Below are 12,458 nucleotides of genomic sequence, written 5' to 3'. Positions count from 1 at the left end.
CAGACCTCAGGTTAGCGGGCGTTAACAAGGCCATGTTAACGCCCGCTCACCTAGCGGTCCACAGGAACGGCTTGAGAGTGACCCGAACGCAGGTCAAGCACGTCTTCAGACACTCTCACGTTCCGGAATACCTCACCCGATCGCCGCCCGCAGAGCGGGCAGGTAGCCGCTCGCGTGCCCGGCGCGGTTCGGGTGGTACGACTCCTCGACCGGCCAGCTCAGGCTGTTCAGCCACCAGCTGCCCGAGCAGATCTCGTGCCCGGTGAACGCCCCGCGCACGTCGACGTAGGTGAACCCGGCCGCCCCGGCCCGCGCGCTGATGGTGGCGTGCAACGCGTCGCTGCCGGAGTTGATCGCCGCCCGCTTGGTGTCGCTCAGCCCGACGTTGCAGGAGCCCGGCACCTTGTAGATGCGCGGGTAGCCGAGCACGACCACGCGCGCCGACGGCGACTTCGCCTTGATGGTGCCGTAGACGTTGTTGAGCAGCCCGGGAAGCGTGTTCGCGGCGTACGTCTTGGCCTGGTTCACCCGGTTGACGCAGTCCTGGTCCGAGCCGAACGTGCAGGTGGTGATGACGTCGGTGAAGCCGGCGTCGTTGCCGCCGACCTGCACCGTGACGAGGTTGGTGGACGCGGCGAGGGTGTTGTTGGCCTGGGTGACGACGTCGCCGGTCTTCGCGCCCGAGCAGGCCACGGACCGGAACGACGCCGGGGCTGTCGCCTGGGCGTACAGGGCTGGATAGGCGAGCGGGCCGCGCTTGCAGGCGCCGGTGCCGCCGTCGTAGCTGCCGGTCCCGAGGCCGGAGGCGTACGAGTCGCCGAGCGCGACGTAGTTGGTGGCGGCGGCGCTCGCGGGGTTGGCGAGCGCGATGACGGCCGCGGCGGCGGTGACCACCGAGGCGATGAAGTGGGCAGGACGCATCGAAGACTCCCGAAGGGGCCGCAGGGTGTGATGCAGTGCACGGCAATCGTTACTCACGAGTAAGACCTGTGTGAAGTATTCGTCAATAGTCAACAACCAGGCCTTGTACCTGCGGAAATTCCACCCGTCCGGGGCATGACAAAAGCAGGGGCCCCTGGAGGGACCCCTGCTCTTCAGCCGATGAGAACCGGTCAGCCGACCGTTTCGTTCTGGTAGTACACGCCCTCGTGCGACGCCTCGTAGTCGCCCGTCGTGGCGTAGACGTCGATCGAGTCCAGGACGTAGTCGTCCGGCAGGCCGTGGACGTACAACTCCGGCCACGCCTCGTACGGGACCATGAGGTCGGCGTGATGGCAGTCGACGCCACCCTCGGTGTCTTCACACGTCCAGCCGTCGCCCCGCACCTGGACGTCGAGCGTGTCCGGCACGGAGAGGAACACGGTCACGCCCTGCTGGTTCTCCGTCCCGACGTCCCTGAGCCGCACCGAGAAGTCGAACTCCCCGTGGGTGGACCAGTACGTTCCGCCCGGATAGACGTTCTCGAAAGCCGTGGGCGACGTGGCCAGCGTCATCCGGATGTCGATCGGCGCCGTCTCGGCGGCGTTCGCGGTGGAGACGCCCGAGAAGGCGACCACTCCGGCGACGGCGGTGCACAGCAATGCCTTGATCATGGAACTCCCCCAGAGTTCAGATTGGTTCAACCACTAGGAAGACGCCTGCCGCTCCGCCAGGTTGCCCCGCGCCTCGAATTGTGGGACCCGAGGTCAGGTAAACGCCTGCTAACCTCCTTCCGTGGTCGACAAACCCTCACGTCGGGACCAGATCCTCAACGCCGCGGCCGAGCTCTTCGCCCGCCACGGCTTCCACGGCGTGGGCATCGACGACATCGGTGCGGCCGTGGGCATCTCGGGGCCCGCCCTCTACCGGCACTTCCGCAGCAAGGACGCGATGCTCGGCGAGATGCTGACGTCGATCTCCGAACGGCTGCTCGACGGCGGTCAGTCCCGGGTGGACGCCGCCTCCGACGCGGACGAGGCGTTGCGGGAGCTCATCGGGTGGCACGTCGACTTCGCGCTGGACGACCCGGCGCTCATCACCGTGCAGATGCGCAACCTCGCGAACCTGACCGACCCTGACCGCCGGCGGGTGCGGGCGTTACAGCGGCGGTACGTCGAGGTGTGGGTGGAGACGATCCGGCGCACGGTGCCGGGCTTCGACGAGCCGACCGCGCGTGCCGCGGCGCACGCCGTGTTCGGGCTGATCAACTCGACGCCGCACAGCGCCCACCTCGACCGGGACCAGATGGCCGCGCTGCTCTCGCGGATGGCGCTGGCGTCGCTGACCCCGGCGGTCGTGGCTACCTAGAACGAATCGCGCGGTGGCGGCAGGCCGTCACGCGTTTCTAGATCAACCCTCGCTGGTGCGCGGCCGACACGGCCGACGCCCGGTCCGGCACCTCCAGCTTCGCGTAGACGTGCTGCAGGTGCGTCTTCACCGTCGCCTCGCTGATGTGCAGCGCGGCCCCCACCTCGCGGTTCGTCTTCCCCCGCGCGACCAGCGCGAGCACCTCGCGTTCCCTGCTGCTCAACGCCGACACGGGCACCGGCGCGTGCACCTTGCGCACCAGCCGTGCCGCGACCGAGGGCGACAGGACCGTCTCGTCGCGCGCCGCCGCCCGCACCGCGCGGAACAGCTCCTCGCGGGGCGCGTCCTTCAGCAGGTAGCCGATGGCGCCGGCCTCGATCGTCGGCAGCACGTCGGCGTCGGTGTCGTGCGTCGTCAGCACCAGCACCCGCGTCGCGGGAGCGAGCGAACGGATCTGCCGCACCAGGTCCGCGCCGCTCGGCGCGGGCAGCCGGAGGTCCGTCACGGCCACGTCCGGGCGCACGGCCGCGATGACGGTCAGCGCCTCCAGGCCGCTCGCCGCCTCGCCGACGACCTCGAAGTCCTCTTGAGTGCCGAGCATGCCGCGCAGGCCGTCGCGGACCACCGGGTGGTCGTCGATCACCACGAGGCGGATCACCGGGCGTCCAGGGTGACGTTGACGGCGGTTCCGTTGCCAGGGGCCGACTCCACGGTCACGGTGCCACCGAGCAGGGACACGCGTTCCTCCATCCCGGTGAGGCCGAAGCCGCGCACGGACGGGTCGAAGCCCACGCCGTCGTCCATGACGTCCAGCACCACCACGTCCTCCATGTAGGACAGTGTGACGTCCACCCGCCCGGCGCGGGCGTGCCTGCCCGCGTTCGCGAGAGCCTCCTGGGCTGAGCGCAGCACGGCCACCTCGGTGTCCGCGCTCAACGGCCGGGCGGACCCGGTCACCGTGCAGGTCGCCACCACGCCGTGCTCGGAACGCCAGGCGTCCACGGCGCGTTCGACCGCCTCGCTCAGCCGGCCGTCGCGCAACGGGCCCGGCCGCAGGGCCTCGATCGACCGGCGCACCTCGACCAGGCTGTCGCGGGCCAGCCGGCGGGCGGTGGCGATCCGGCCGCGCACCGCGTCGTCGGCCGAGGACAGCTCCTCGGCCACCTCGAGCTGCGTCACGATGCCGGTGAGGCCCTGGGCGACGGTGTCGTGCATCTCGCGCGACACGCGGGCCCGTTCGGCGAGCACCTGGAGCCGGGCGTTCTCCTCGGACAACGACGTGACGCGCTCGTGCATCTCGCGGCGGCGGATGACCTCGCGTTCCATCACGCGGATGATCCAGCCGACCAGGATCGCCATCGGGGTGGTCACGCCGAGGTTGATCAGGGCGGCCGCCTTGACGTCGGTGCCCTGCGGCACCAGCCACAACCCGCCCACGACCACCGCGCCCGCGTAGGCGAGCCAGCCCGGCAAGGTCAGGAACGCGAGGCCGTAGCAGGCGGCGACGAAGATCATGAACAGCTCGTCGTGCAGCAGCAACACCACGGTCGCGCCGAGCACTCCGGCGAAGTAGAGCAGCATCAGCGCGGTCCGCCGCTCCAGCCACGCCGGGTGCGCGATCACGAACCACCAGTGCCACAACACCAGCGCGCCGACCACGGCCAGCGGCACGGGGGAGATCGGCCGCGCCACCAGGTAGACACCCGTCGCCAGCGCCAGCAGACCGCCCGGCACGAGCGCCCACACCCGGTTCCACCGGCGTTCCTGCTCCACCATGGACGTCACACCGAAGATCCTTGCAGCCTGCGCACACTGCTCAGCAACGCCTCGGCAGGTCCCCGCTGACCGCGGCGGCGCAGCAGGTCGGCCAGCAGCACCGAGACGAGCCACGTCGCCAGCGCCACCAGTGCGGTCGCGGCGGACCCGAGCGTCGCGCCCAGCCCCAGCGCGTACGGCACGAACAGCAGCACGAACACGACGGACTGGAACAGGTAGCAGCTGAGCGACCGCTCCCCGCAGGCCGCGATCGCCCGCACGACGGGGCTGTCGGCGCGCACCCGCAGCGAGATCAACGCGATCAGCGCCGCGTACCCGAGCCCGCCCGCGATCCCGGTGACGGCGTGCAGCGCGGCCAGCCCGGCCAGCTCCGACGGCTCGCCGACGTGCAGCACCCCCGCGACCGCGAGGCCGCTGGGCAGCCCGCCGAGCGCCGCGATCGGGATCCCCCAGCCCGCGACGTGCCGCAGCAGCGTCTGGTGCTGTTCAGGCGACGCGAGCACGTTCCGGCGAGCGGCCCACACACCCATCATGGCGGCCGCGCCGACCCCGATGAGGCCGAGCGGGACCAGCAACCACTCCAGCGGACGCATCGCCATCGCGGCCATCGGGTCGGCCGTCTCGAACGACAGGAAGAACGCCCGCTGACCGTTCGGCGGCGTCGCGTAGGCCTGTCCCGCGACCAGCGCGGTCAGCCCCAGCCAGAGGGTGGCGACCACGAACAACGTGCGGTCCTTCCAGCGGGTCATCGCGATCACCGCGAACCCGAGCACGCCGTACAGGCCGAGAACGTCACCGGGGAACAGCAGCAGGGCGTGCAGGAACCCGAAGACGATCAGCCACCAGTTGCGCGACTTCACCCGTTGCGGGGCCATCTTCGCGACGCCGTACGCGAACAGGAAGGCGAACATCGGGTACGCGCGGGCGTCGACGAGCGTGACGACGAAGAAGCTGACCAGGTGGTCGGCGAACCCCGACTCGACGATGTGCTGGCGCACGCCGTACGGGCGGCCGTGCAGGTAGACGGCGGAGTTGGCCAGCGCGATCAACGCGAGCATGCCACCGCGGGCCAGATCAGGTGTGAGCAGTCGTTTCATGCTCCAAGCGTGTCTTTCCACGAGGATGAGCAACATCATCCGTGTCATCGGCCCGCATCCACCGATCGACGGATGGCGTGCGCCTGACCTGGCGAACTGGCGATCAGCCGAGACCCTTCCGTAACCTGGCGCGACAATGGGCGCTCGCAAACTCCTCCTCCGGCTCCCGGCCTGGTTCCGGTTCACGGTGATCACGCTCGCGGTGTTCGTCTGCGGGGTGATCGCCTCCCGCCCGGCCACCGGCGACGGCGGGATCCCGCCGAGTGCCGACGTGATCGCCGCGGCCAACGCCGTCAACGCGTTCGTGGCGCCGTCCGCGACGCACGACCCGTACCTGAACCTGCCGGGCGACTTCGCCAAGGAGATGGGCCGCGACCCCAAAACCATCACCGCGCCGGACGGCACGTTGCGGGTGGTCGACAAGGACGGCGGCTGCTCTGGCCCCGCCGGGGACACGGAGTGGGACTTCAGCGCGGCCTGCCGTGCGCACGACCTGGGCTACGACCTGCTGCGCTACGCCGACCACAAGGGCGATCCGCTCGGCCCCCAGGCCCGCAAGGCGCTGGACGACCGGCTCGCGGCCGACCTGCACACCCAGTGCCGGCTGAACCCGCGCGGCGCCGAGCAGAGCTGCCAGGCGGTCGCCACCACCTACGCGCTGGGCCTGCAGTTCAACTCGTGGCGGCAGCGGTGGGGAGCGCCCGGCCACGAACCCGTGGTGGCGTGGGCGTTCGGCAGCGCGGTCGTGGTGTTCCTGCTGCTGGCCCGGCTGCACGGCCGTCGTCGCGACGACAGCGCGCCGTTGCCGGAGGTGCTGCAGAACGCCGAGCAGGACAGGTACGCGACGTTCCTGCGATTGCTGAGCCTCACGCTGCTCGTGCTCGGCGAGACGGTGGCGACGCTCGCGCACCTGCGCGGGGCCGGCACGCCGTGGCTGTGGGCGTTGCAGGCGGTGCCGTTGTTCTTCTTCGCCGGCGGGCACGCGAACCTGCGCAGCTGGCAGGAGCACCGGGGCGGGTTCGGCTGCTGGGTGTCGAGCCGGACGTCGTGGCTGCTGCGGCCGGTGCTCGCGTTCGTGCTGCTGTGGGTGGTGCTGTTCGCGGCGATGAACCTGCTGGACGTCAAGGTCGACGCGTACAGCCGGTTGATCACGCATCCGCTGTGGTTCCTCGGGGTCTACCTGCTCGCGGTCGCGGCGACCCCTGCGGCCGCGTGGCTGCACGAGAACCTCCGCCGCACCACTCCGTTCGTGCTGGTGCTCGTGACGATGGCGGTCGAGGTCGCGCGCACGTCGACGGACTGGAAGACCGGCGGGTACGTGAACCTGATCGTCGGCGCGTTGCTGATGCAGCAGATCGGGTTCTTCTACGCGGACGGCACGCTGACGCGGTTGTCGCGCCGGCTGCTGGCCGCGCTCGGGGCCGTGACGGTGCCCGCGCTGGTGTTCTTCAGCGACTACCCGCGTTCGATGATGGTGCTCGGCGTGGCGCAGATCTGCCTGGCGCTGCTGGCCCGCGAACGGCTCACGACGTGGCTCGACGGCCGGTCGTGGCACGTCGTGGACTTCGCCCGGCGCGCGCCGATGACGGTGTACCTCGCGTACCTCGCGGGTGTCGGCGCGCTGGTCGGGGTGCTCGGGCTGACCCAGGCGCCGATCTGGCTGGTGCTCGCGCTGGTGCCGTTGATCCTGGTGTTCCACCGCTTCGAGCGGCGCCTGATCCGGGTGCACCGGCTGGCGCACGAGTCGCACCGCACCCGCCTCGCGACGGCGATGGGCGTGTCGTTCGGGACGCTCGGCGTGCTCGGGTTCGTGGTGAGCGGGTTCCTCGGCGACGGCGTGCTGGTGCTGCTGCCGGTCGACCCGCTGCAGAACCTCATCCACCTGCTGCTCGGCTGGTACCTGATCCACACCGCCCGCACCGGCAGCTGCGACACGCGCCTGCCGTGGCTGCTCACGGCGCTGGCGTGCGTGCCGCCGATGCTGGCGCTGGACCCGGCTCCTCCGGTGGTGGCGCTGCACGCCGCGGCGATCGGCCTCGCAGTGCTCGGAGCCATCCCCAGGTCACGGCCGCGCACACCGGCAGCCACAGCAGCCGCTGCCACACCCAGTCCGGATGATCTGGTGGCTGCTGGAGCCCCGGCAACGGCCCCCACGCGCTGACCGCCAGCGTCACGGTGACCAGCGCGCTCTGGTGCGCGAGGAAGATCCCCAGCGCCTGCCTGTTCAGCCACCGCACGGGTTTCTTGTCGCCGAGCCTGGTCAGCGCCGGCGCGATCGTGAGCACCAGCCCGATCTGCGCGAACGCCAGCGCGAGCGTCGCGTAGTTCGGCGGGTTCAGGTTCGACACGGCCTCGCCCGGAATGCCCACCGCCGACACCGGATACCCGCCGAACGTCGTCAGCAGCGCGTACCCGAGCACGCCCGCGACCAGCAACGGCGGCCCGGGAATCCGTCGGCTCCTGAGCGCGTACCCGAGCTGCCAGGCCGCCCACCACACCGCGTACGGGACGAGGAACACCAGCGCTATCGGCACGAGCACACCCCACGAGTGCTCGTCCAGCTTGCGCACCAACGGTTTCATCGCCAGCAGCACCAGGTGCACGCCCAGGAACCACAGCGGTGTCGTGACCAGGAACCCGATGTTCCAGGCGGTGCCCTGATCGACACCGCGCAACACCAGTCCGAAGAGGACGGCCGCCCAGCAGGCCAGCATCAGCAGCGTGGGCACGGCGAGCTGCCTGAGCCGGGTGAGGAACGGCGTCTTCGAGTGCGCCGCCGCGAACCCGCCGACGAAGAAGAACAGGCCGAGCGTCTGCAGCACCCACGAGACCGGGGTGAGCGACGGCAGGTGCTTCAACGGGCTGTCGATGTACATGCCGGTCGGGGTGTCTACCAGGGCGGTGACCAGCCAGTGGCCGAGGACGACGGCGATCACCGCGAGCGCCCGCACCGCGTCGATGAACGGGTTCCTCACAGCTGGTTCCCCGCAATCCCGACCAGTGCTTTCAGCGTCTCGGTGCCCGGTTCGTAGTACGTGTCGTGCTTCCCTCCGGCGAACCTCAACACCGTGGCGCCGAACGCGTCGGAAGCCGGATCGGTGCCGTGCCCGAGGTCGAACAACCGCACGTTGGGCACGAACCGCATCCAGTCACCGCTCGACCGCACCGCCCACACCCGAGCCCGCGTCCCCAGCTCGGCCACCGACGACGCCCGCACCCCGGGACTCCCGGTGAACACGACGTCCGCCACGTCCAGCTCGTGCGCGGCCAGCCCGACCACCACGGACCCGTAGCTGTGCCCGATGACGTGCACCCGCACCGCCGGAGGCAACGCCCGCACGAAGTCGGCCAGCGCGCGAGCCCCCTGCCGCGCCAGCGACCCGGTGACGGCGTCGACCCCGAGCCCCTGCGGCGTCCGGTACCCGAGCCAGGCGATCACCGCCAGGTCGTCGCGGTGGGCCTCCGCGTACAGGTTGGACGCCATCCGCCCGACGGTCCGGTCGAACCGGTCGACGTCCACGTCGGACCCCGGCACGACGACCACGACGTCCCGGGCGGTCGCGAGGTCACCGACGACCGCGACCCGGCGGGCGACGTCGGAACGCCACTGCGCGATCGACGGCGCGACCGACGGCAGGGCGATCAGCAGGAGGAACAGGACAGCTCGGCGCATGTCCCCGAAGCTAGGAAGACCACTTCGCGCAGATCGTCACCCCGCGGCGCCATTACCCCGGTACTACGAGCCCGCTCTCGTACGCGGCGATCACGGCCTGGGCGCGGTCGCGCAGGCCGAGCTTCATCAGCACGCGGCTCACGTGCGTCTTCACCGTCTGCTCTGCGAGCACCAGCAACGCGGCGATCTCGGAGTTCGACAGGCCCTGCGCGATCAGCACGAGGATCTCGGTCTCGCGTTCGGTCAGCGCGGACAGCCGCGCGGGCCGCACCCGTTCCGAACGGCGTGAGCGCACGAAGTCCTCGATCAGCCGCTTGGTGATCGACGGCGCCAGCAGCGCGTCCCCGGCGGCCACCACGCGCACGGCGTTCAGCAGCTCACGGGCCGGCGCGTGCTTGAGCAGGAACCCGCTCGCCCCCGCCTGCAACGCCTCGTAGACGTAGTCGTCGAGGTCGAACGTGGTCAGCACCAGCACCTTCGTCGACGCCGACCCGTCCAGCAACAACCGCGTCGCGGTGAGTCCGTCCATCTCGGGCATGCGGATGTCCATCAGCACGACGTCGGGTTCGACCGCCCGCGCGAGCGCGACGCCCTGCACCCCGTCGCCCGCGGAGCCGACGACCTCGATGTCGTCCTGCGCGTCGAGCAACGCGGAGAAGCCCTCGCGCACCATCTCCTGGTCGTCCACCACGACCACCCTGATCACTTGTCCCCCAACGGAATCCTCGCTCGCACCACGAACCCGCCGTCCTCGGTCGACTTCACGGTCAGCGTGCCACCGTGCACCGCGACGCGTTCGCGCATCCCCACCAGACCCTGCCCGCTGCCGCCGCCGCGCGACGGTCCTCCCGCGGTGTTGCGCACCAGCACGTCCAGCCGGTCGCCGTCGCGGTGCACGTGGACGGACGCCCTTCCGCCGGGCGCGTGTCTGGTGACGTTCGTGAGCGCCTCCTGCACGATCCGGTACGCGGTGAGGCCGACCGCCTCCGGGACGTCGTCCACGTCCACCTCGGCCTCGTCGCCGGGGCGCACCAGTTCCGGGATGCGGCTGATGCCGGGCTGCGGTTCGCGTTGAGGGGCCTCGCCGTTGGTCCGCAGCACGCCCAGCAGGCGTTGCATGTCGGTGATCGCCTCCCGCGCGGCCTCGCCGAGTTCCGCGAACTCGTGTTGGGCCTCGTCGCTCAGTCCATTGAGGCGGTAGGGCGCGGTCTCGCACCTCACCACCACCAACGACATGTGGTGCGCCACGACGTCGTGCATCTCACGCGCGATGCGGGCCCGTTCCTCCAACGCCGCATTGGACGAACGCTCCTCCTCCAGTTCGCGCTCGGCTCGGCCGCGCGCGCCGAAGAGGTAGACGACGGCGGCGAGCATCGGCACGAAGAGCGCGAGGTCGGCGGCCTGCCGTTCGGTCAGGGCGACCAGCACCGCGCTGAGGAGCGTGGCGGTGATCACGATCGGCCGCGAGTAGAAGGCCGCGACCGCCACGAGGAGCGGGATCGCCGTCCAGTACTGGAACGCCGCGGCGCCGTCGCCGACGCACAGCAGGCCGACCCAGTAGAAGCCCAGCGCGGCCACCCGCCAGGCGTACAGCGGCGACCGGATCAGCAGCACGTACGGCAGGACGGTCGACAGGAAGATGACGACCCACCAGCCGTCCGCGTCCTGTTGGCGCACGTAGTTGGCGCTCGCGACGACGCCCCACACGAAGGCGTAGATGATCAGTGCGGCGTGGACGGGGACGCGCCACCGCCCGAAGGCCCTGGCGAGGACTCGGGTGCGATCGGGACCGAGAACGGTCCGGTACAACGCGCGGAACACCAGCCGATGCTAGGTCGATCCGCTGATTCGCACATTGACCTGCGGAGTGAGGTACCGGGGTATGACTCTGATCAAGATGGGGCATTGCGAATCCGTGACACCGCGCGGTAGGCAGTACCTGTGAGACCACCACAGGATCCAGATCGCTGGGCGCGGCTGACGGCCGTCGCCGGCGAGGCGCTGGCTGCCGCCAGGGCCGGGGAAGACGCTGTGGCGGTGGACCTCGTGACCGGGTACCTCAGCGGGTCTCCCGAGGGCAACGAGGAGATCCGTGAGCTGGTGCTGCTGCTGTTCGCCGAGTGCAGCAGCATGGTCAGCGCGCTCGGTTCCGGCGGCGCGACCCCGGTCAAGATGCAGGTGTTCGACGAGGAAGGCAACGAGGTCCAGATCGACGACGCCGACCCGCCCGTCCGCACGGCGATCCGCGCCCTGCTGGCCGAGGTGCACGGCGACCAGGACGCGGCGTCCGAGCAGATCGAGATCGCGCTGGCCAACGGCCAGCCGCAGGAGCTCGCGACCGTGGTCTTACAAGCTCTGCGGTGGACGTTGAAACTGGCCATCGAGTGCGAGACGCGCGACCTGCCGGTCGCGCCGTGGATCACCGCGTCCCTGGACGACCAACCCTGACGTGCAGCAGCGCGTCCACCCCGTCCATCAGGTGCTGGTCGAGCGGGAAGTGCGCCATCTCCAGCATCGGGTCGCCACCGAGGTCGGTCCGGCGCGGTCCTGCCGGCTTGTCGGCGGTGATGCCCCAGGTCGTGAACAGGGGCTGGAGCTGACCTTCCGGGGTGGCTTCGTCCGGTTCGCCCAGTCCGATGGAGTCGTTGCGGCCGAGCGTGCCGCCGATGACGGTGTACTGGTCGCCGAGGATCGGGGCCACGAGCGCGCCCGCCGAGAACCACTCGACCCGTTCGCCGGCCATCACCATCGACGAGTTGGTGCGCTGCAGGTGGGCGTTGTGGGCGAACACGAGGGTCGGGCCCTTCGCCGCCTCCTCGCGCCGGATCGCCAGCAGGTTGCGGGCCATCACGCCGTCGCGCATCTGGCACAGGCGGTTGAGGCGCACGCCCAGCGGGTTGGGTTCGGCGCACTCGCGGTGGTACTGGAGCAGGCTCAGCCCGGCGACCAGGTACGTCTCGGCGCGCACCCACGCGTCGTCAGTGCTCTTGCGCTCGTGCAGCCGCTTGAGCATGCCGGTGCCGATCTCGCGGAACCTGATCGCCTCCTCCGACCGGCCCGGTGACTTCGTGAGGTCCATGACGGCCTCGTCCCGGCTCCACTTCTCGTCGTCGGTGCTGAGGTCGATATCCTCGCCGAGGTAGTCGCGGGCGTGTTCGAGGTAGGTGCGCGGACTGGGTGCGCTGGTCGTCTCGGTCTGGAAGTCGAAGCCGTGGAACGACAGCCGCTCGTGCTCCGGTTTGTCCGCGTTGTACTCGCGCATCCACTTCACGAGCTCGCGGTTCGCCAGCCAGTTCTCGCCGAACGTGTGGGAGAAGCCTTCCTTCAAGATCGTGTCGAGGTCGCCTTCGCCGCCGTGCACGTAGTCGTTGACGCCGAGCCCGCGGATCCGGCAGCTCTCCAGCGCGATCGACCGGTAGCCCAGGCCTGCGAGCTGCTCGAACAGCTCGTTGCGGACCCACGAGTGGGCGTGGTCGAGGTGGGTCGGCTCGCCGAGAGCGAGGAGCTCGGTGAAGGGGGTGACGAACTCGCTGATGTCCTGGCTCATGTGGTTCAACCGTAACATTGAAAGCTCCGTTGATACTTTCCCGCCATAGTTGCTTGTCATCTGCCCTAAAGTCTCAACC

12 protein-coding genes and 1 pseudogene are annotated in these 12,458 nt (G+C 70.2%); 3 read left to right on the top strand and 10 right to left on the bottom strand.

The genetic code is table 11. The features are described from left to right. Positions 1-132: 132 nt before the first annotated feature. Positions 133-921: an SGNH/GDSL hydrolase family protein gene (locus tag ACQEU1_RS32110; protein ID WP_433209805.1), complete on the bottom strand. Its 789-nt coding sequence runs from the start codon at positions 919-921 to the stop codon at positions 133-135. Positions 922-1,112: 191 nt separating this feature from the next. After that, on the bottom strand, positions 1,113-1,592 hold the full coding sequence (locus ACQEU1_RS32105) for a hypothetical protein (protein WP_433209803.1): 480 nt from the start codon (positions 1,590-1,592) through the stop codon (positions 1,113-1,115). A gap of 121 nt (positions 1,593-1,713) precedes the next feature. Here ACQEU1_RS32105 and ACQEU1_RS32100 point away from each other — a divergent pair, with 121 nt between their 5' ends. Continuing rightward, positions 1,714-2,286, top strand: coding sequence for an SACE_7040 family transcriptional regulator (locus ACQEU1_RS32100; RefSeq protein WP_382441543.1), 573 nt, complete (start codon positions 1,714-1,716; stop codon positions 2,284-2,286). Between the two features lie 37 nt (positions 2,287-2,323). Here the strand turns inward: ACQEU1_RS32100 and ACQEU1_RS32095 are convergent, their stop codons facing one another. The 3 genes from ACQEU1_RS32095 to ACQEU1_RS32085 are packed head-to-tail and all read right to left on the bottom strand — an operon-like array spanning position 2,324 to position 5,159. Continuing rightward, complete coding sequence (locus ACQEU1_RS32095) at positions 2,324-2,944, bottom strand: response regulator (RefSeq protein ID WP_433209801.1); 621 nt, start codon at positions 2,942-2,944, stop codon at positions 2,324-2,326. Next, on the bottom strand, positions 2,941-4,062 hold the full coding sequence (locus tag ACQEU1_RS32090) for a histidine kinase (protein ID WP_433211906.1): 1,122 nt from the start codon (positions 4,060-4,062) through the stop codon (positions 2,941-2,943). Before ACQEU1_RS32090 ends, ACQEU1_RS32095 begins: the two co-directional genes overlap by 4 nt. A gap of 5 nt (positions 4,063-4,067) precedes the next feature. After that, positions 4,068-5,159 (bottom strand): DUF418 domain-containing protein, encoded by a 1,092-nt coding sequence (locus ACQEU1_RS32085; protein ID WP_433209799.1) that lies wholly within the window; start codon positions 5,157-5,159, stop codon positions 4,068-4,070. A 136-nt stretch (positions 5,160-5,295) separates the two neighbouring features. Here ACQEU1_RS32085 and ACQEU1_RS32080 point away from each other — a divergent pair, with 136 nt between their 5' ends. Beyond that, on the top strand, positions 5,296-7,320 hold the full coding sequence (locus ACQEU1_RS32080; RefSeq protein ID WP_433209797.1) for a phospholipase A2: 2,025 nt from the start codon (positions 5,296-5,298) through the stop codon (positions 7,318-7,320). Here ACQEU1_RS32080 and ACQEU1_RS32075 read toward each other — a convergent pair. The 4 genes and pseudogenes from ACQEU1_RS32075 to ACQEU1_RS32060 all read right to left on the bottom strand — a co-directional run. Further along, positions 7,283-8,095, bottom strand: a pseudogene (locus tag ACQEU1_RS32075) (acyltransferase family protein); the annotation flags it as partial. The gene ACQEU1_RS32080 and the pseudogene ACQEU1_RS32075 overlap by 38 nt on opposite strands. A gap of 35 nt (positions 8,096-8,130) precedes the next feature. Beyond that, the gene (locus tag ACQEU1_RS32070; RefSeq protein WP_433209795.1) at positions 8,131-8,832 is read right to left on the bottom strand and encodes an alpha/beta hydrolase; all 702 of its coding nucleotides are present in this window, start codon (positions 8,830-8,832) and stop codon (positions 8,131-8,133) included. A gap of 52 nt (positions 8,833-8,884) precedes the next feature. Next, positions 8,885-9,538: a response regulator gene (locus ACQEU1_RS32065; protein WP_433209793.1), complete on the bottom strand. Its 654-nt coding sequence runs from the start codon at positions 9,536-9,538 to the stop codon at positions 8,885-8,887. Next, on the bottom strand, positions 9,535-10,653 hold the full coding sequence (locus ACQEU1_RS32060) for a sensor histidine kinase (protein WP_433209791.1): 1,119 nt from the start codon (positions 10,651-10,653) through the stop codon (positions 9,535-9,537). The genes ACQEU1_RS32065 and ACQEU1_RS32060 overlap by 4 nt, the downstream gene beginning before the upstream one ends. A gap of 120 nt (positions 10,654-10,773) precedes the next feature. On the opposite strand from ACQEU1_RS32060, the gene ACQEU1_RS32055 reads away from it, so the two are divergent. Further along, positions 10,774-11,280: a hypothetical protein gene (locus ACQEU1_RS32055; protein WP_433209789.1), complete on the top strand. Its 507-nt coding sequence runs from the start codon at positions 10,774-10,776 to the stop codon at positions 11,278-11,280. Here the strand turns inward: ACQEU1_RS32055 and ACQEU1_RS32050 are convergent. Continuing rightward, a complete protein-coding gene (locus tag ACQEU1_RS32050) occupies positions 11,252-12,379 on the bottom strand; it encodes an erythromycin esterase family protein (protein WP_433209787.1) in 1,128 nt (375 codons plus the stop codon). The genes ACQEU1_RS32055 and ACQEU1_RS32050 overlap by 29 nt on opposite strands. Positions 12,380-12,458: the final 79 nt, after the last annotated feature.

This window comes from Lentzea sp. CA-135723 (assembly GCF_050936595.1).
Lineage (GTDB): Bacteria > Actinomycetota > Actinomycetes > Mycobacteriales > Pseudonocardiaceae > Lentzea.
This window is presented reverse-complemented; position numbering and strand designations above follow the sequence as displayed.

What these genes read in the sequence shown, in the direction of transcription:
- ACQEU1_RS32110 (WP_433209805.1), bottom strand. Translation starts at nt 921, where the DNA reads ATGCGTCCTGCCCACTTCATCGCCTCGGTGGTCACCGCCGCCGCGGCC.
- ACQEU1_RS32105 (WP_433209803.1), bottom strand. Translation starts at nt 1,592, where the DNA reads ATGATCAAGGCATTGCTGTGCACCGCCGTCGCCGGAGTGGTCGCCTTC.
- ACQEU1_RS32090 (WP_433211906.1), bottom strand. Translation starts at nt 4,062, where the DNA reads ATGGTGGAGCAGGAACGCCGGTGGAACCGGGTGTGGGCGCTCGTGCCG.
- ACQEU1_RS32085 (WP_433209799.1), bottom strand. Translation starts at nt 5,159, where the DNA reads ATGAAACGACTGCTCACACCTGATCTGGCCCGCGGTGGCATGCTCGCG.
- ACQEU1_RS32080 (WP_433209797.1), top strand. Translation starts at nt 5,296, where the DNA reads ATGGGCGCTCGCAAACTCCTCCTCCGGCTCCCGGCCTGGTTCCGGTTC.
- ACQEU1_RS32070 (WP_433209795.1), bottom strand. Translation starts at nt 8,832, where the DNA reads ATGCGCCGAGCTGTCCTGTTCCTCCTGCTGATCGCCCTGCCGTCGGTC.
- ACQEU1_RS32050 (WP_433209787.1), bottom strand. Translation starts at nt 12,379, where the DNA reads ATGAGCCAGGACATCAGCGAGTTCGTCACCCCCTTCACCGAGCTCCTC.